The 18,532-nt window shown below is 45.7% G+C and carries 17 protein-coding genes; 13 read left to right on the top strand and 4 right to left on the bottom strand.

From position 1 onward, the window contains the following. The first annotated feature begins 86 nt into the window (after positions 1–86). From BUC05_RS15855 to BUC05_RS15825, 7 genes are all read left to right on the top strand, one after another. Positions 87–1,298 (top strand): ROK family transcriptional regulator, encoded by a 1,212-nt coding sequence (locus BUC05_RS15855; RefSeq protein WP_011248281.1) that lies wholly within the window; start codon positions 87–89, stop codon positions 1,296–1,298. A gap of 11 nt (positions 1,299–1,309) precedes the next feature. Beyond that, entirely contained in the window at positions 1,310–2,566 is a 1,257-nt protein-coding gene (locus BUC05_RS15850) for an ABC transporter substrate-binding protein (protein ID WP_011248280.1), read from the top strand. A 12-nt stretch (positions 2,567–2,578) separates the two neighbouring features. Then, positions 2,579–3,523: a carbohydrate ABC transporter permease gene (locus BUC05_RS15845; RefSeq protein WP_035203224.1), complete on the top strand. Its 945-nt coding sequence runs from the start codon at positions 2,579–2,581 to the stop codon at positions 3,521–3,523. Positions 3,524–3,592: 69 nt separating this feature from the next. Continuing rightward, a complete protein-coding gene (locus tag BUC05_RS15840) occupies positions 3,593–4,357 on the top strand; it encodes a carbohydrate ABC transporter permease (RefSeq protein ID WP_081427723.1) in 765 nt (254 codons plus the stop codon). Between the two features lie 45 nt (positions 4,358–4,402). Further along, complete coding sequence (locus BUC05_RS15835; RefSeq protein ID WP_035203218.1) at positions 4,403–5,419, top strand: Gfo/Idh/MocA family protein; 1,017 nt, start codon at positions 4,403–4,405, stop codon at positions 5,417–5,419. 21 nt (positions 5,420–5,440) lie between these two features. Continuing rightward, positions 5,441–6,445 (top strand): Gfo/Idh/MocA family protein, encoded by a 1,005-nt coding sequence (locus tag BUC05_RS15830; protein ID WP_035203215.1) that lies wholly within the window; start codon positions 5,441–5,443, stop codon positions 6,443–6,445. After that, positions 6,429–7,268 carry a sugar phosphate isomerase/epimerase family protein gene (locus BUC05_RS15825; protein ID WP_035203213.1) on the top strand — a complete coding sequence of 280 codons (840 nt, stop codon included), beginning with the start codon at positions 6,429–6,431 and terminating at the stop codon, positions 7,266–7,268. Before BUC05_RS15830 ends, BUC05_RS15825 begins: the two co-directional genes overlap by 17 nt. Before the next feature lie 114 nt (positions 7,269–7,382). On the opposite strand, the gene BUC05_RS15820 is transcribed toward BUC05_RS15825, so the two are convergent. Further along, positions 7,383–8,294: an alpha/beta fold hydrolase gene (locus BUC05_RS15820; RefSeq protein ID WP_051881173.1), complete on the bottom strand. Its 912-nt coding sequence runs from the start codon at positions 8,292–8,294 to the stop codon at positions 7,383–7,385. Positions 8,295–8,449: 155 nt separating this feature from the next. Here BUC05_RS15820 and BUC05_RS15815 point away from each other — a divergent pair, with 155 nt between their 5' ends. Continuing rightward, positions 8,450–9,292, top strand: a complete 843-nt coding sequence (locus BUC05_RS15815) for a LysR family transcriptional regulator (protein WP_035203211.1) — start codon at positions 8,450–8,452, stop codon at positions 9,290–9,292. A gap of 287 nt (positions 9,293–9,579) precedes the next feature. Here the strand turns inward: BUC05_RS15815 and BUC05_RS15810 are convergent, their stop codons facing one another. Continuing rightward, complete coding sequence (locus BUC05_RS15810) at positions 9,580–10,356, bottom strand: 3-hydroxybutyrate dehydrogenase (protein ID WP_035203209.1); 777 nt, start codon at positions 10,354–10,356, stop codon at positions 9,580–9,582. 264 nt (positions 10,357–10,620) lie between these two features. Here BUC05_RS15810 and BUC05_RS15805 point away from each other — a divergent pair, with 264 nt between their 5' ends. Further along, the gene (locus tag BUC05_RS15805; RefSeq protein WP_035203206.1) at positions 10,621–11,874 is read left to right on the top strand and encodes an MDR family MFS transporter; all 1,254 of its coding nucleotides are present in this window, start codon (positions 10,621–10,623) and stop codon (positions 11,872–11,874) included. A 94-nt stretch (positions 11,875–11,968) separates the two neighbouring features. Here BUC05_RS15805 and BUC05_RS15800 read toward each other — a convergent pair whose 3' ends face one another. Beyond that, entirely contained in the window at positions 11,969–13,435 is a 1,467-nt protein-coding gene (locus BUC05_RS15800; protein WP_035203202.1) for an MDR family MFS transporter, read from the bottom strand. A 171-nt stretch (positions 13,436–13,606) separates the two neighbouring features. On the opposite strand from BUC05_RS15800, the gene BUC05_RS15795 reads away from it, so the two are divergent. Continuing rightward, the gene (locus BUC05_RS15795; protein WP_011248269.1) at positions 13,607–14,230 is read left to right on the top strand and encodes a TetR/AcrR family transcriptional regulator; all 624 of its coding nucleotides are present in this window, start codon (positions 13,607–13,609) and stop codon (positions 14,228–14,230) included. 38 nt (positions 14,231–14,268) lie between these two features. Here the strand turns inward: BUC05_RS15795 and BUC05_RS15790 are convergent, their stop codons facing one another. Continuing rightward, positions 14,269–15,054 carry a class I SAM-dependent methyltransferase gene (locus BUC05_RS15790; RefSeq protein WP_035203198.1) on the bottom strand — a complete coding sequence of 262 codons (786 nt, stop codon included), beginning with the start codon at positions 15,052–15,054 and terminating at the stop codon, positions 14,269–14,271. A 131-nt stretch (positions 15,055–15,185) separates the two neighbouring features. Between BUC05_RS15790 and BUC05_RS15785 the strand changes: the two genes are divergently transcribed. The 3 genes from BUC05_RS15785 to BUC05_RS15775 all read left to right on the top strand — a co-directional run bounded on the left by BUC05_RS15785 (position 15,186) and on the right by BUC05_RS15775 (position 18,506). Then, positions 15,186–16,319, top strand: a complete 1,134-nt coding sequence (locus tag BUC05_RS15785) for a zinc-dependent alcohol dehydrogenase (RefSeq protein ID WP_035203194.1) — start codon at positions 15,186–15,188, stop codon at positions 16,317–16,319. Between the two features lie 232 nt (positions 16,320–16,551). After that, entirely contained in the window at positions 16,552–17,502 is a 951-nt protein-coding gene (locus tag BUC05_RS15780; protein WP_073305325.1) for an ABC transporter substrate-binding protein, read from the top strand. Continuing rightward, complete coding sequence (locus BUC05_RS15775; RefSeq protein WP_051881172.1) at positions 17,499–18,506, top strand: FecCD family ABC transporter permease; 1,008 nt, start codon at positions 17,499–17,501, stop codon at positions 18,504–18,506. Before BUC05_RS15780 ends, BUC05_RS15775 begins: the two co-directional genes overlap by 4 nt. The last annotated feature ends 26 nt before the right edge of the window (positions 18,507–18,532 follow it).

Below are 18,532 nucleotides of genomic sequence, written 5' to 3'. Positions count from 1 at the left end.
GCCTTTATAACATCGAAATGGTCTTAAAAACCGAAACTTTTTAAAGTTAAAACGAAAAGTGAGGTGGCGAAAAGATTAAGCCTCCGGTGCAATTGCATGAAGTCAATCGAATTAATGCGTTAAACCTTATCCGCCTACGCGGGCCCCTTTCCAAGAACATGATTGCCAAACAAATACAAGTCAGCCCAACGACGGCCGCAACGATTTTAAACAAACTTATTGACGAAGGGTATGTGCAAGAAGAAGGGGTCGGCCATTCAACAGGTGGAAGAAAGCCGGTGCTTTACCGCTTTAATCCAGACAAATCGTTTATAATCGCCTTGTCACTGGCAAACTCATCCGTTCGCATCGCTGCTTTGAATTTAGAAGGGCATGTCCGCTCCGAACAATATGGACAAGTCGATTCGCTCCGTGGCGAAGCTTATATCGATTTTGTTATGAAAACGCTATCTGAATTTATTGGCCGGTTTGAAAAGCTGGACGAATGTTTGGGCATTTCGATTGTTGTCCCAGGAATTGTCCAAGCCGAACGAGGTATCGTATCTTATAATGCAAAACTTGACTTGTATGACGTTCATTTAAAACAAAAAGTGGAAGCGGCATTTGGCTTGCGAACGTATGTAGACAATGACATGAATGCGATGATGATGGCAGAAAAGCAGTTTGGCACAGCGAGATATAAAGAAATGTTGTTTATTTCAGTAGGCGAGGGGGTTGGTTCAGGGTTGAGCGTAAACGGCAGCATTTACCGCGGCTTCAGCGGCAGTGCTGGCGAAATTGGTCACATGTCCGTTTTGCCTGGTGGTCCTGCTTGCCCTTGTGGCAACCAAGGCTGTCTTGAAAACTATGTGAATTGGCCAGCTATTTATTCACGAATCCTCTCTGCCTGGCTCACACAAGGCGTGAAAACGGCCATCATTGAGAGCGCCGCTGGGCGGCCAGAAGCAATCAAACCAACGGACTTTGTTGAAGCCGCTTGCGCAGGCGACCCGTTTGCGCTAACGGTTGTCGAGGAAATGGCAGAATCTCTGGCGGTAGCAATTACCAATAGTTTGCACTTATTGAATCCACAAGCAGTTGTGTTGACTGGGCCTCATGTGCAAAACAACCTGCCTTTGTTTAAACGCCTTAATGAAAAAATCAACAGCCGGGCATTGAATCCAATTGCGCGCCACACGGAAGTAAAACCGGCCTCTCTGGAAACAAATAAAGACATTCTTGGCGCGTTAGCAGTTTTGTTGCAATACGAAATGCAAGTTGGCAAGTATGAGCTGTTTTTACCTGAGGCAAATGATTAAGGAGGCAAAGCATGAAAAAAGCGATCGCTTTAGTAATGCTAGTCGCAGTACTTTCGGTGGCGGGGTGTCAGAGTGAACGGGCAAGTCCGCGGCAGCAGACGCTTGATATTGCATTATGGGATGAAAAGGCGAAGCCGGCAGTTGATGAAGCAATTGCCGCCTTTGAAAACAAGCATCCAGATGTCCGTGTCAATGTAACTTATAGCCCTTACTCTCAATATTGGACAACCCTTAGGACGAGCATAGGAGGAGGGGCAGGGCCAGACCTATTTTGGATGAATGCCGTCAACTTCCACCAATATGCAGAGCCTGGCTTGCTTCAAAGCCTTGAGCCATTTATTGCCGAGGACGAAACGTTTCAAAAACAGCATTACTATGAGAGCATGATTGAACTTTACAGTTATGAAAATGACCTATTCGGGGCGCCCTACTTTGTCGATGCTGTCGGCTTGTTTTACAACAAAGCGCTTTTTGATGAAGCAGGTATCCCCTATCCAGATGAGACTTGGGATTGGGAAGACATCGAGCGGGTTGGCGCTCAGCTGACAGACGCCGATAAAGGGGTTTATGGATACGCAGCGCCGATTGTTAGCAACCAGCGAGGCTATTACAATTACATCCACCAAGCGGGCGGGGAAATTGTTAGCGAAGACCAGGCGCATTCTGGTTTTGGCACTGCCGCGGCGAAAGAAGCGTTTGCCTTTATAGAACGACTAGTCGACCAAGGCATTTCGCCAGATATTAAGTCGCAAATTGAAAATGACCTCGATCAAATGTTTATGTCTGATAAAGTGGCTATGTATCCAACGCTCTCAGTTAGCGCTGTCTTGTTTCATGAGGAAATGGGCAACAAAGTCGATGTCGCGCCATTGCCGAAAGGGAAAGAAGATGCTGTGATTCTACACGGGATTAGTTGGACGATGAATAAAAAAACGGAGCACCCTGAACTTGCCTGGGAACTAATTAAGGAGTTAACAGGCGAAGCAGGCAACGAAACGATTGCCAAAAGCGGCTTTTCCACACCTGCTGCGCGCTCTGCAGGCGATCTCTGGCTTGAATCGATCCCAGACATGGATTTGCACGTTTTTATCGCTGCGCAAGAAACCGGAGTGGCGTATCCGGTTTCAAAAAACACAATGGAGTGGCAGCGGATGGAGCAAACAGAAATTCAAGGCGCTTTCCTTTCAGGGGAACCCCTTGACGATGCACTTGACCGAGTTGCTACAGAAATGGAGCGAATTTTGCGGCAAGGACAAGAGTCTGAATAGGAGGGAGATGTCATGATAAGCGAAGCGGGAAAACCCCCAGGTATGCGAGCAACACCTAAAGCGGGGAAACGAAAAAGCAAAGGGGCAAAAGAGGCGCTATGGGCGCTTTTGTTTATCAGCCCAACGTTCATCGGCTTGTTTGCCTTTTATCTCGGCCCGGCGATTGCTTCATTTGCCCTTTCCTTTACACATTGGGATGGGCTAACGCCGCCTACTTTCGCTGGGTGGGAGAACTTCAGCGCGCTGCTCTCGAGCCCGGTGTTTATCCGGTCGCTCGTTAATACACTTCTTTTTATGCTTGTCGCTGTGCCCGCTTCTGTGGCGCTTGCCACATGTATAGCTGTGCTGCTAAACCAAAAAATCAAAGGCATGGTTGTCTATCGTGCCCTTTATTTTTTGCCTGTCGTGACAATGCCGATCGCCGTCGGAATGGTTTGGAAATGGCTTTATAATACGGAGTACGGTTTGGTGAACTATGTTCTCGGCTTTCTCGGCTTGCCTCAACCTGAATGGCTATTTGATCCGAATATCGCTTTGCTTAGTGTGATCGCTGTATATGTCTGGATGACAGTCGGCAATAACATCATTTTAATCGTGGCGGGGCTCCAGCATGTTGATCCTACTTACTACGAGGCAGCAGCGATAGACGGGGCGTCCAAACGCAGTCAATTTTTTCGTATTACGTTGCCTTTGCTGACGCCGACGCTGTTTTTTGTCGTCATTACAGCCATGATTAGTTCGTTGCAAGTATTTGATTTGATCTTTGTAATGATCGGCGACACGACGGCGCTAGTCGGCCCGCTGCGCACGATGGTGTATGGCGTTTATGAATCAGGGTTTATGTTTTCACAAATGGGCTATGCGTCAGCGCAAGCGTTCCTGTTGTTCCTTCTTATTTTGGCAATGACAGTCATACAGTTTGCTGGGCAAAAAAAGTGGGTTCATTACGACGGATAATTAAGGAGAGGAGCGGTGGTCATCGTGAGAAAAGGAGTGGTTCATCTTCTTCTAATTGCCGGGGCCATTATGATGGTCACCCCGTTTTTATGGATGGTGACTACCTCATTGAAGACGTATTTAGAATCGATGCAAATTCCGCCAACCATTTGGCCGGAAACGTGGCGTTTTGACAACTTCGCCCGTGTGTTTGAGAGCGCCGATTTCCTGCGTTATTATGCCAACACGATTTTTATCACAGTGTTACGCACAGGCGCACAGCTTTTCCTTTGTTCAATGGCAGCCTATGCGTTTGCCCGCTTGAATTTTCCGTTTAAAAACACGCTTTTTCTCTTAATGTTGTCTGTTCTGATGGTGCCGATGCAAGTGATTTTGATTCCAAACTATGCGCTATTAGCACAATTAGGCTGGATTGATACATTTTATGCCCTTATTGTGCCAGGCATGTTTAGCGCGTTCGGTGTTTTCCTGTTGCGGCAATTTTTTATGGGGATCCCGAAAGAGCTTGATGAAGCGGCGATCATGGATGGCTGTACGCACTGGGGCATCTATTGGCGGATTATTTTGCCCAATGCCAAACCGGCACTCGTGGCACTGGCCATTTTTACAGTGCTTGCAGCTTGGAATGATTTTCTGTGGCCGCTTGTAATGACCAATTCCGCTGATATGAGGGTTTTGTCGGTAGGGATCGCCAATTTTGAAGGGCAGTATTCAACCGAGTATCCGCTCTTGATGGCCGCGGCGCTCATGTCGACTGTGCCGATGCTGCTCATGTTTTTATTTTTACAAAAACATTTAATTGCAGGAATTGCACTAGGGGGAGTACGAAGATAGTAGAGCAAGCCAGTAAAAATCGATTTGGACAAAGGGGATGGGAAGATGGTTCGTGTAGTAGTTGTCGGACTTGGAACGATGGGGGCTGTCCACGCACGCAGTTTCGCGAAAATGGAAAATGCAGACCTTATCGGCGTTGTCGATATAAACGAAAGCCGAGCAGATTCGTTTGCGAAAGAACTGGATACATTGGGATTTTATTCGTTTACTGATGCGAAACAAGCGCTCGGGGAACGCATTGATGTAGTGTCAGTTTGCTTGCCGACAGACTTGCATCCTTCCTATGTGAAAGAGGCGGCCAATATAGGCGCAGATGTTATCTGTGAGAAACCGCTTGCGCGTACGGCTAAAGCGGCAGAGGAGATCGTCCGTTACTGCAAGAAAAAGGGAGCCAGATTGTTCGTTGGCCATGTAGTCCGCTTTTTCCCAGAATACCGAAAGGCAAAAGAAGTGGTTGAGGCCGGGCGAATTGGCGATGTTGGCGTCGTTCGGACGACAAGGGGCGGCGCTTTCCCAAAAGCAAGCGAAAATTGGTATGCGGACTATGATCGCAGCGGTGGTGTTGTCCTCGATTTATTGGTCCATGATTTTGACTTTTTGCGTTGGACATTCGGCGAAGTAGAGCGAATCTATGCGAAAAATATCGGCGGCGTAGCTGGCATTAATGAGCAGGCAAAAGAGTATGCGCTCGTATCGATTCGGTTTAAAAGCGGCGTGATTGCCCATTTGGAAGGGTCATGGGCCCATAAGCAATTTAGAACGTCGTTTGAATTTGCCGGGCGCGATGGCATTTTAGCTTATGATAGCCAGAGCGCGCAACCGCTAATCGCCGAAAAAAGCGACGCAGGAAAAGCAGGTGGCGTGGCTGTACCAGAAAGCCCACTCAAACAGTCGCCTTATGAACAAGAACTCCGTCATTTTATTGCGTGCATTGAAAAAAATGAGCAACCGCTTGTTACCGCAGAAGATGCGTACCGAGCCGTTGAAATCGCAGAAGCCGCATTAGAGTCGATTAAACAAGATAAGCCCATCACGTTGCATGTGCAAACGGTGCTGTCATAACGAGAAAGAGGAGGAGATGAAGTGAGAGTAGGAATAATCAGTTTTGCGCACGGTCATGCCTATTCATATGCGTCGAGTTTACGGAACATAGAAGATGTCGAATTGGTAGGAATCGCTGATGATGACCAAGAAAGGGGAAAACAAGCCGCGAAAACATATGAAACGGCCTATTACCCTACCTACCAAGCGTTGCTTGCCGAAAAACTTGACGCAGTCGTTGTGACAAGTGAGAACAGTCGCCATAAAGAACATGCAGTGGCAGCGGCAAGAGCAAAAGCTGCTGTATTATGCGAAAAGCCTCTTGCCTCTACAGCCGAAGATGCACAAGAAATCATTGACGTTTGCAACGAAGAAGGCGTGCTCTTGCAAACCGCTTTTCCAGTAAGGTTCAATGAAGCCGTAGCCCGTGCCAAACAGCGCATTGATGCCGGTGAATTTGGGGATATAGTGGCGATTAAAGGGACAAACCGTGGCAAAAATCCAGGCGGATGGTTCAATGACGAGGAGTTAGCAGGCGGAGGCGCGGTAATCGACCATACTGTCCATATCGTCGATATTATGAGGTGGGTGCTGGATGATGAGGTGGCACAAGTATACGCAGAAGTAGACCAATTGTTTTCCGGCAACGGCGTTGATGATGCTGGATTGCTGACATTCACCTTTCACAATGGCGTGTTCGCCACTCTTGACTGTAGTTGGTCGAGAAATGACCATTTCCCCATTTGGGGAGACGTGACCATTGAGTTTATTGGCACGAAAGGGACCTTAAAAGTGGATGCCCAAGGGCAAAAGTTTGATGTGTTCCATGGCAGCGGGCTCAGCTACACGTATTGGGGAGATGACATGGACGACGGGCTTATCCGCGACTTTATTGCCAGCGTCCAAACAAACCAGGCCCCGTCCATTAGTGGGACTGACGGTTTGCGCGCGCTTGAAGTCGCATTAGGTGCCTATGAGGCGGCCGCTACAAAAGAAGTCGTTGTCCTCCAAGGAAAGGAGAACGAAGGCCATGAAAAAAGGGATTAACCAATGGTGTTATCCACCAGAGACAACGCTCGAAAATGTCTTAAAATGGACAAAAGCAGCGGGGTTTGAGGCGATTGAGCTCAATGTCAGCCAGCCAGGGGCAATCGGCTTGACATTGGAGACGAGCCATGCAGAAGCAAAGCAAATCAAACAAGCGATTGCAGCTCATGGACTAGAAACGGACAGCCTTTCCACTGCCTTGCTCTGGGAATTCCCTCTGTCGTCAGCGGACAGCGCTATTCAAGAGGAAGGCAAGCGCATCGTCCGAAAAATGTTGGAGTTGGCCTCTGCCATCGAGGCAAGTACGATCCTTGTCGTTCCAGGCGTTGTAACAAAGGAAACGCCTTATGATGTTTGCTATCAGAACAGCATTGCTGCTTTAAGAACGTTGTTGCCGTATGCGGAGGAGCTAGGCGTCGCTATTGGAATTGAAAACGTCTGGAATCGCTTTTTGTTGTCGCCCCTTGAGATGAAGACGTTTATTGATTCACTGCAATCAGAGCATGCTGGCGCTTATTTTGACGTAGGCAATGTATTGCCATTCGGTTATCCTGAGCAGTGGATCCGCATTTTAGGCAAGCGGATTTTAAAAGTTCATGTCAAGGATTTTAAAGAAACGATTGGGAACATGAATGGATTTACGAACTTGCTTGCCGGTGACGTTGATTTTAAAAGGGTGATCGCCGAACTCAAGGCCATTGGCTATGATGGGGAAGTAACTGCTGAACTGACCCCGTACAAAGAGCATCCTTTTGCGCTCGCGTACGATACGGCACGGCAACTTGATGTGTTGCTCGGACACGATTCTCTCGTCAGCCTGTAGACAAACGCTCGCTATACAACCTCAAACATGGAGCGCAATGGTCGCGCTCCATGTTGCAGCCTATAGACAAGTTTTTCTATCCGTCTAGGCGAGGTTTCTCATGGAGTATGCCTGCTATGTTTGATAAATGTCTTCTAAAAATGGCACAAGCTCTTGCATCATAGCGTCTGGCTGCTCTTCAGGAACATAATGACCACAACCAGCAAGCTCTTTCCCTGTAACCATCGTCGCTACTTCTTTCCATATCGTAAGCACAGGCTGACCAGCCAAATTCCCGTTTTCCCCCCAAAGCAGCAAACAAGGTTGATTGATGTTTTTATTCATTTCTTTTTCTACTCGATAGTTCGGTAAATCAAGCTTGTGCGCCGCACGATAATCGTTCAGAGCGGCTTGAAAACCACCTGGTTGCTTCCAAATACGTACGTATTCATCCCAAACTCCGTCAGCTTTTAATTGCTCCAGTAAATGGGGCGTTCGTTTAAACAAAGCCCCAAGATAAACCTCTTCCCGACCTGCAATGAGCGCTTCAGGCAACTCTGCGACTACTTGAAAAACCCAATGCCAATATTTTTTAGCCGCTTCCGAGGCAGAAAGGTTGTCATAAACATATTCCAAAGGAAGAATATCGATGAGGCAAAGGCTTGCTACATAGTCAGGATAATCTAAGGCGAATCTTCTGGCTACTCTAGCCCCACGGTCATGCCCAATCAAAGTCACTTTTTCTAATCGTAAATGGGTCACAAGGTCATAAATATCTTTGGCCATGTTCGCTTTCGTATAGCCTTCTATTCCTTCTGGTTTATCCGAATCCCCATAGCCTCTCAAATCGACAGCGAGTACACGATAACGCTTTACTAAATCGGGAATAACGAACCTCCATAAGACCCAACTTTGTGGGAAGCCATGCAATAAGACAACCGTATTAGAATGCTGCTCCCCTCCTTCAACATAGTGTAGTTGAATCCCATTCACGTGAGCATAGCGATGCTTCAGTTGGCATAACTGAAAATCATTCCAAGCATCCATTTGTCTAGCGCCTCCTTTTGCTATCTTTATAGCAATACAATTGCATTGTAAGCCCTTTCCTTTATAATTTAAAATGATTAAATTTAAAGGTATCGATCATTTTTAGTGATATGGAATAGGCGAACAACGATGTTAAAACAAAGGAGACGGTAAAGGTGGATATTAAAGACCTGCTTATATTTAAAACATTAGCTCAGCAAAAAAATATTACGAAGACTGCGGAGCAGCTTAACTATGTCCAATCAAATGTAACAGCAAGAATAAAAAAGCTTGAGGAAACATTAGGGACTAAGCTGTTTTATCGTCATCCACGGGGAGTAAGTTTAACTGGTAAAGGGCGCATTTTGTTGAAGAAAGCAGAACAAATCTTATTGCTCATCAACGAAACCGAGAAAATGATCCAAGATGATGACGAACCAAATGGGTCACTATCGTTAGGAACAAACGAAACAACAGCAGCGACACGGCTGCCGCAGTTATTAGTGACATACAATAAGCAATACCCTAAAGTTGAACTATCGTTACGCGTTGCCTTAACACATGAACTCATTGCCGATGTACTTGATTACAAACTCGACGGGGCCTTTGTGCTTGGCCCCATACATGATCAGCAGCTTCAGGCGATTCCAGTCTTTCAAGAAGAACTTGTCATTGTATCAAAATCAACAGCGTTGACTGAATGGCATACACGAAACGTCTTAACACGGCCATGTTGTCCTTATAAAGGGAAACTCGATCAATGGCTGGAAACACAAGGCTATCGCCCTGATCGTATTATTGAATTTGGCACGCTTGAGTCGATCATTCATTGTGTTCAAGCAGGCCTAGGAATGGCTATTATCCCAAAGTCATTAGTATTGAAACAGTTTGCGGAAAAGGATATAACGATACATTCCTTACCTGAACCTAATCAAATGATTAATCTTTTCTTTATTCATCGAAAGGATACGTATCTTGACAAAGCTTATCTCGCATTTCTGGAATTCTTGCAAACCTAAAAGGTGACATCCTTCATCCCACTTTTTTTGGTCTGTCACCATCTAAGGATTTTCCTGAATCAAAAATAAGACATGGAGCACAACAATGGCTTCATGTCAGAAAATAAGGGCACAAACCGTTCTGTGGATAAGATACCGCTGTTTGTTTATAAATATAAGATGAATAGTGGACAAACGTGGTGTATATGTGTATATGTTGATGGTTCATGTGGATAATCTCTACGGTCTGTGGACAATATTGTGGAAAAGAACGCGGCTTCAATTGTACTACAGGATGTGCTCCACTTTTATTGTACGGTGTAGCCGCCATCCACAACGAGTGTTTGTCCTGTAATGCCTTTTGCCTCAGCAGAAGAGAGGTATATCGCCAAACTAGCGACTTCTTCCACAGTAATCAAGCGTTTTTGTGGAACAAGTGGATAAATAACATCATCTAACACTTTTTCTACCGGCACTTGGCGGGATTTCGCCAAAGCTTCCATTTGATTGCGGACAAGGGGGGTGTCAATATATCCTGGGGCAATGCAGTTAACGGTTATTCCGTCTTCAGCCGTTTCGAGGGCAGCGACTTTCGATAGGCCAATAATGCCATGTTTTGCGCTGTTATAAGCCGCCTTACCAGAAAAGCCAATTAAGCCGTTAATGGAAGACATGTTGATAATCCGGCCAAACTGTTGTTTCCTCATAATGGGCATGACGTGTTTAATTGCCATAAATGGGCCAACAAGCATAATGTCAACGAGGAGCTTGTATGTCTCTGTTGGAAAGTCTTCAATCGGTGATACATGTTGCATGCCTGCGTTGTTAATAAGCACATCAATTCGTCCAAAACAAGCAACTGTTTTTTGAACCATCGCTTTTACTTCGTTCTCATTCGTAACGTCTGTTTGGATGCCTTTAGCAACGTAGCCGTTTTCCGTCAATGCCAATGTCGCTTTGTGCAAGCTGTCAGCATGCACATCGGCAACCATAACGCTCGCTCCTTCAGCGGCAAAACGTTGAGCTAAATGAAAGCCGATCCCGCTTGCTGCACCAGTAATCAGTACAACCGTTCCTTTCATCATAAAACCTCCAATAGGCGCTGTGAAATGGCCAATAGACTGAAAGAAGTGCGTCTTCGTTTACAGGCATAAAAAAAACACTTCTTTTTTATCAAAGTGCCAAAAAACATATGTTCGTTTGTTGCAGCAGCTAAAGAGAAAAATCGCTTCCTTTATTTTCTTATTATTAGTATAAAATATTTCTGAATATAAGTCTATATTTTTATTCTCCTACTTCATAAAATAAAAGGCACCTGGCCAGGAATACAGTGAAAAGAGGAGCATTGCGTGTATTGGAAACGCCTTGATCGGAATCTGAAAGTGCGTTTAGTCGGTGAAGGGCTGTTTAACATTTGTTACTGGATGTATTTTCCGTTTATTGCTCTCTATTTTAGCATGACTTTGGGCAGTGAAGTTGCTGGAGCATTTATGATGCTTCCGCCTCTTGTCAGCATGATCGGAAATTTGGCAAGTGGAAATCTAGCCGACCATTTCGGACGGCGTCCTATCCTAATAGGAGGGGCGGCTATACAAACAGTGATGTTTGTTTTCTTTGCTTGTTCCTTTTCCCCTTGGCTTGATTATGCTGCATTTATCGGCATTGCGCTTGGAAGCGCTCTATACCGTGCGCCAAGTCTGGCAATGGTAGCTGATGTCGTACCTGAAGAGGAGAGGCGCGACGTATTTGCGCTATTTGCAACGACGAACAATATGGGTGCTGTCGTCGGTCCAGTAATGGGAGCTTTTCTCTTTTTTCAATTTCGCCAAATACTGCTATGGACGACCGCAAGTGTATTACTGCTTTATTTATTGTGCCTAATTTTGTTTGTCAACGAAACAAAACCAACAAGCACACATGAAAAACAAGTTTCTGTTATCGCTGGGGTGAAGCATGCTTGCGTTGCATACAGGCATATTTTGGGCGACCGGGTGTTTGCCCGTTTTATTATTGCCGGTGTTTTCTCCGTTATGACCATCATGCAACTAGACTTGTATTTGGCCTATTACATTGTGACGGAAATACCAGATCAGCGCTTCTTATTTTTTGAATTAGGTAGTATGTTGCTGACAGGCGAGACCATTCTAGGTTGGATGCTAGCCTTAAACGGCCTGCTGTTTGTTATGCTCGTTTTTCCGCTTGCCAATTGGACAAAAAGGTGGAAAGAACGAGATCTGTTTGTCTTCTCCTGCTTGCTCTCAGGTATCGGCATGTTTGCACTCGGTTTCGTGTCGACGATTTGGTCATTGTTATTATTGACCGTTGTCTTTACAGTCGGTGAACTATTGCGAGCGCCAATTTCTGATAGTTTTGTAAGTCGTTATGCGCCTATGGAATCAGGGGCAATGTACATTGGCGCTTCCAATTTACAATATACAGTTGGACGAATGCTAGCCCCCCTTACGATTTTATTTGCTACATGGGTGGCTCCGTTAGGGATATTTTTTTTCATGCTTGTTTGTTCACTGGCGAGCGCGGCATTGTATACCAACTTGTTTCGGATCATTTCTCAAAACAAAGAGAAGCATGAACGGAGCAGTTGAGCGATATCGTTTTTATGTCTGCTCTGCTGCAAAATTTGATGATAGGAGAATAAACCAAAAAAATGTGCACCCTTTTCGCAAGGGGTGCACATTTTTATTCGGCTTGTGTTTGTTTGCTGCGCTTGATAAAAAATGAAAGAACGACTGCTGCACAAGCAAAAAAGAAACCAGTAGAGAAGCTTTGTTGGGAACCGTATATGAGCGCTTCGACCGTCTGTTCAGCAGTCGGCTCGCTAATGCCTAAATTAGCCAAATAACGTTGTTGGCCGTTTTCCATGACAGAAATAAACAAAGCGGCGCCGATTGCGCCAGCGACTTGCATAAGCGTGTTCATAATCGCTGTTCCGTGAGGGTAAAGTCTTGCTGGCAGTTGGTTAAGCCCGTTTGTATTGGTAGGCATCATAATCATGGCGACAGCAACCATTAGAATCGCCAGTTGGACAATGACGAGCCAAACTGGCACACCTGGCGTTGTATAGCGGTAGCTAAACACAATCGCAGCAAGGATAATGGTGCCTGGAATTAACAGCGGCCGCGGACCAAATTTGTCAAAAAGCCGTCCCATTACCGGAGAAAGGGCACCATTGAGAAGCCCGCCTGGGAGCATAATGAGCCCAGCTGTAACAGCCGTAAATAACAATGCCCCTTGCATATAAATCGGCATAATGAGCATCATCGCAAACATTGTCATCATGACGAGCATCACGACAATAAGGCCAATTAGAAACATCGGGTAGCGGAAAACACGTATGTCTAACAGCGGCGTTTCCAATTTCAGTTGGCGCCAGCCAAAAATGCAGAGGCTCGCAAAACCAATTAACAGAGTCGAATAGACGAGGGGGTCTGTAAAAGAGGCGTCCCCTTTGCCTGCCGCACTAAAGCCAAAGACAATTCCACCAAAACCGAGTGTCGAAAGGATAAACGAAACGACATCAAGTTTCGGCCGTGATGTCTCTCCGATATTGCGTAAAACTTTTACGCCAAATAGCAACGACAATAAAGAGATGGGCGTAATAAAATAAAAAAGCCAGCGCCATGACAGGCTATCGACAATGATACCAGACACAGTCGGTCCGATTGCTGGGGCAAACATAATGACAAGTCCGACCATCCCCATGGCAGCGCCTCGGCGCTCGATTGGAATAACAGCTAAAATGACGTTCGTGAGCAGGGGAATCATGAGCGCTGTCCCGACTGCCTGCGTCAACCGGCCGACAAGCAACATAGCAAATACTGGACTAAATCCAGCTATTAATGTGCCGAGTGTAAACAGCGACATCGCTGTAATAAACAATTGCCGCGTCGTAAAACGTTGCATAAAATACGCAGAGATGGGGATTAATGTGCCTATTACTAACATATAGCCTGTAACAAGCCATTGGGCTGTACTGGAAGCCACACCAAAATCGCTCATAATAGCGTTTAAGGCAACATTTAAAATGGTTTCGCTTAAGATAGCGACAAATGCCCCAGATAATAATACAGCAAGTAAAGGCAGCACTTTGACTTGTACGGTTTCCGTCGTCGCTGCCGCCGATGGTTCTTGTGAAACGTGAGCCATTTTGGAGATTCTCCTTCCTTATAAAACATACGGAACGCGTGCGTTCAGCTAAGTTATCTTACCACCTCCAATTACGAAACGCAATAGAATCGTATTTGCTCGCAAAATTAGGAAATGGTATGATGAAATGTAAGGAGTTGTTAGGAGATTTGAGGAAAGGCGGTAGCATTCATGGGGCAAAACGGGGAGCAACAACAAAAAGAGGAAGGGAAGCGCGGTCGTCCCCTTGACCTTTCGTTGAATAAAGCAATCTTAGAAGCTACACTCGACTTGCTAGCGCAGCATGGGTTTGACGCCCTCACCATTGAAGCAATCGCCCAACGGGCCAAAGTAGGAAAAGCGACGATTTACAGGCGTTGGTGTTCAAAAGTGGAGCTTGTCATTGACGCTGCTTCGTTCATGAGCCCGTATGAGACATTGTTAGAACAATTGGACAAAAGCAAAGGGCTGCGGGAGCAGTTAATTGATTTGCTCTCGACCACGTTCCAAAATGAGCATGAAACGCATCAACAGGCTATGGCGCAAATTGGCTCTGCGCTCGCCAATCACAGTGACCTAGAACAAGGGTTGCATACCCATTTTAATAGCCTGCATCGCTCTGCGGTGGAAGCGGTTATTTCTCCATTTCTAAAGGAAGGCCACCAGCTTGCAACAAAAGATTTGGATTTGCTTTCCGATGTCGGCCCTGCCTTAATGATGTACCGGGCTTGGATTATCCGCAAACCGTTTGATCGTTCTTATATAGAGCGGATTGTGGACCGGCTCATGATGCCCTTGCTTGAGGAATGGATATAAGTAAAACAATCCGCTGGATTGCCAGCGGATTGTTTTTGCTATTTTATAGGTATTTTGTAGCCAACCACCATAAGCCGTTTGTAATCGGCGATCCACTGCCCTTCTTCCATCAGAACTGGTTGAAGGGCGATTTCTGTTTTGGCGATAATCGCTTGTTTGTCCTGTTCATCGATTTCGTTAAAGAAAGGATTTGCAAACATTTCAAGCCAATTGCGGAAGCCGTCTGCTCCTTCTAATGGGGTTGGCCGTTCATAAAGCCGGGCAAATGAAACGGAAAAGCCTGTTTTCTCCATTAAAGAAGTATATTCCCCAATGGAAGGGAAATACCAAGGGAATTGCTTGCTCGAATATGGATATCCTGCCTGCTTAATTTGAGCAACTAATTCCGTTGTGATCGTTTCAACGTTCCCTTTGCCGCCGAATTCGGCGACAAAACGCCCTCCTGGTTTTAGTGCCCTCCATATGCTTTTTAATGCGGCTTCCGCGTCTAATACCCAATGCAAGACCGCATTGGATAAGACGGCATCGAACGTTTCAGTGAAAGGCAGGTTGGTGGCATCGGCCATGTCAAATAAAAGGTGTGGATATTTTGAACGGGCCTTAGCAACCATATTCGACGATTGGTCGACGCCTGTGACGACTGCCCCAAGTTTGGCCAACTCATTTGCTAAATCGCCAGTCCCTGAGCCGAGATCAAGGATGGCTTCCTTTTTTGTTGGCTGCAATAATTCGAGAAGATGGTTTCCGAATTTTGAGACAAATGCATGGCGATTATCGTACAAATTAGAGTTCCAGTGGTCATTGAATGGGGATCGTTTGTTCATATCAGCATTCTCCTTTCCTTGATTATAACGAAAAAGAAAGACTAGAAAAAGCATTGTTTTGAGAATGGAGTGTGGAGGATGAATAGCATCAATAAGCTTTGACAAACTATCCTTTAAAGGAGGTTTATTGAATGAAAGCTGTCACGTACCAGGGAATGAATCATGTGGAAGTATCGACTATAAAAGCACCGGAAATCCAAGATCCAGAAGACGTCATTGTCCGCATTACGTCAACAGCGATTTGCGGCTCGGATTTGCATTTGTACCAAGGCAATATGTATACGCCAAAAGGGTTTGTTATCGGGCACGAACCAATGGGCATCGTTGAAGAAACAGGGCCAGAAGTAACGAAAGTCAAAAAGGGAGACCGAGTGGTGATCCCCTTTACAGTCGCATGCGGACATTGTTCTTATTGCCAAAACCACCAAGAAAGCCAGTGCGACCGCTCAAATCCTCATTATGATTCCGGAGGTTTATTTGGCTACTCGGAAAAATTCGGCGATTATCCAGGCGGACAAGCAGAATATTTGCGTGTCCCTTTTGGCAATTACACGCCATTTCGTTTGCCAGACGATTGCGAATTAGAGGACGAGCAAGTGTTGTTTTTATCTGATGTTCTCCCAACTGCATATTGGAGCGTCGTGCATGCAGGCGTAAAGAAAGGCGATACAGTCATTGTGCTTGGCTGCGGCCCAGTCGGCTTGATGACGCAAGCATTTGCCTGGCAACAAGGGGCAGAACGGGTCATTGCTGTCGATTATTTTGATTATCGGCTCGAAAAGGCACGGCAAATGAATCACACGGAAACATTTGATTTTACAAAAGACAAAGACATAGGCGAAACATTAAAAGAATTGACAAAAGGCGGCGCAGACGTCGTCATTGATTGCGTTGGCATGGACGGAAAAAAGTCTCCATTAGAAATGGTGGAACAAAAATTGAAATTACAAGGCGGGACATTAGGGCCAATCCAAATCGCTACTAAGGCCGTCAAAAAATGCGGCATCGTCCAATTGACTGGCGTGTACGGTGGCAATTATAACCTCTTTCCTTTAGGCGCATTTTTTAGCCGCAATGTCACTTTAAAAATGGGACAGGCGCCTGCACGCGCCTATATGGAGACGCTGTATGAACAAATCAGCAAAGGGTTGATTAATCCAACAAGCATTATCACCCATAAACTTGCTCTAAGTGATGCGCCAAAAGGGTACGATCTATTTAATAATAAGAAAGATGGCTGCATCAAAGTGGTTTTGAAGCCTTAACCAATCAATCAGTCAAATGGTGTTGCCGATAACTGCTAGGATAGCATAGGCCCTCCTAGCGGTTGTTTTTTGTCCAAAACACTTGTTATCAACAAGCAACAATATTTAACAAAAAGAACAAGAAACTTGAAAAACAATGAAACTAGCAATTGACATTGATATTGATTCTCATTATCATAATAATTGAATGGTAAATGATATTGATTCTCATTATCTTTAAGGTGTGAATGAAATGAATAAAAAAGCATGTGCTTTTGCGGTTTTTCTATTGCTTGCAGGTTGCCAAGGGGCCAGTTCAGAAACAGAGAACAAAGAGCCTAGTAAGGAAGGGGCTTATTCTGTCACCGACTTCGCAGAGCGAACGGTTTCCTTTGAACACCCCCCTGAGCGAATCGCTGTATTAGGAAATGGTGAGCTAGATATTGTTTATGCCTTAGGGAAGGAGGTTGTTGGAAGGCCGACGAGCGCAGAACCTGCTATTGTAGCGGAAGCAAAAGAGGCCGCGCAAGTAGGGTCGTCCCATGAAATTGACATGGAACGTTTAACGTTTGCCAATCCTGATCTAGTACTTGGTAGTTTCCCGATGAATGAGAAGGATGTCCCTGCTATAGAAGGAATGGGCGCCGATGTTCTCCTTACTAGCGCCAATTCTGTCAGCGAAATTGAACAACAAATCGAGTTGATCGGTCAAGCATTGCAAGAGCAGGAAGAAGCAGAGAAACAGATCGCGACAATTAAAGAAAAAAAGCAAGAGCTTTCTGCCAACCCTTTACATAAAAAAGATAAAGTACTGCTTGTTTATGGAGCGCCTGGTTCCAATTTAGCAGCGCTTCCAAATTCGCTGGCCGGTGACATTCTCGACATTGCAGGCGGAGAAAACGTAGCGGCGTCTTTTGAACAGTTAGATGATTTTCCACAATATGCGGCGCTTTCGCCAGAACGGATTATGGAAGCAAATCCAGATCGGATCTTATTTATGGCCCATGGTGATCCTGCCAACGTCCAGGATGGTTTTATCAAGGAAATGGAGCAACATGCTGGCTGGTCGCAGTTGCCAGCTGTTAAAGAAGGGAAGCTTGAGATTTTGCCTGCTAATTTGTTTGGCACCAATCCTGGCACAAACATAACGGAAGCGCTTGATTATATGCGTGCGTTACTAGAAGAAGACGGTGCAGAACAGTGAGCGAGCTAGTGCTTGCTAAACGGGCTAGAAGAAGAAAAGGACTTTTGATCTCTTTGCCATTGGTTTTGCTCGTTTCGATGGCCGGTGGGCTTATGCTAGGAGCTGTGCCATTTTCGTTAGGAGACATTGGTGCGGTTTTAATGGGAGAAGGCACGGAAACAACCCGAGCGGTGATTGCGAATATTAGGTTGCCGCGTATTATAGTCGCCGCACTTGCAGGGGCATGCTTAGCGGCCTCTGGCGCGATATTGCAAGGTTTAATGAAAAATCCATTAGCCGATCCAAGCATCATTGGCGTGACAGCGGGAGGAGGGCTTGCTGCAAGCATCGCCATGGTCGCATTGCCACAGCTAGGCTATTTGCTTCCTGGCTTTGCTTTTATCGGTGCGCTTTTAGCAACGGGAACGATTTATGTACTTGCCTGGGAAAAAGGCACTTCTCCTTTGAAGCTTATTTTAGCTGGAATTGCAGTGAATGCCTTTTTTGGAGCAATTCAAAGCGGAATTTTTATTTTATTTAGTGATAGGGTCCAGTCGATTCTTCCTTGGTTAGCAGGAGGATTTCAAGGAAGAGGTTGGTTTCATGTTGAATTTGTCCTGCCTTATGCATTAATAGGGCTGTTGTTATCGATTTTTGCAATTAGACCAATCAATTTGTTGCTGTTAGGTGATGACACGGCACGATTGCTTGGCGCGCCAGTCGAACGGTTTCGCTTGTGGCTTATTTTGCTTGCCGCTTTTTTAGCAGGAGCGGCAGTGAGCGTCGCTGGTTTGCTCAGTTTTGTCGGCCTTGTCGTTCCCCATATGGTCCGTCTTTTTATCGGCAGTGATTACCGCTATTTGCTGCCATTTTCGATTATTGGCGGAGCAGCCCTTGTTGTTTTAACAGACACTGTGGCCAGAACAGTGTTTGATCCAATCGAGCTTCCAGTCGGCATTTTGCTCGCTTGTCTCGGAGCGCCGTTTTTCCTGGTTTTGCTTAAGTACAACAAAATAACGCATTAGCGCGCGTCGTTTTAGTAAAGGAGGTG

Source organism: Shouchella rhizosphaerae, assembly GCF_900142675.1.
Lineage (GTDB): Bacteria > Bacillota > Bacilli > Bacillales > Bacillaceae_D > Shouchella > Shouchella rhizosphaerae.
Note: the sequence above shows the minus strand (reverse complement) of the source record. Positions and strands in the feature narration are given on the sequence as shown.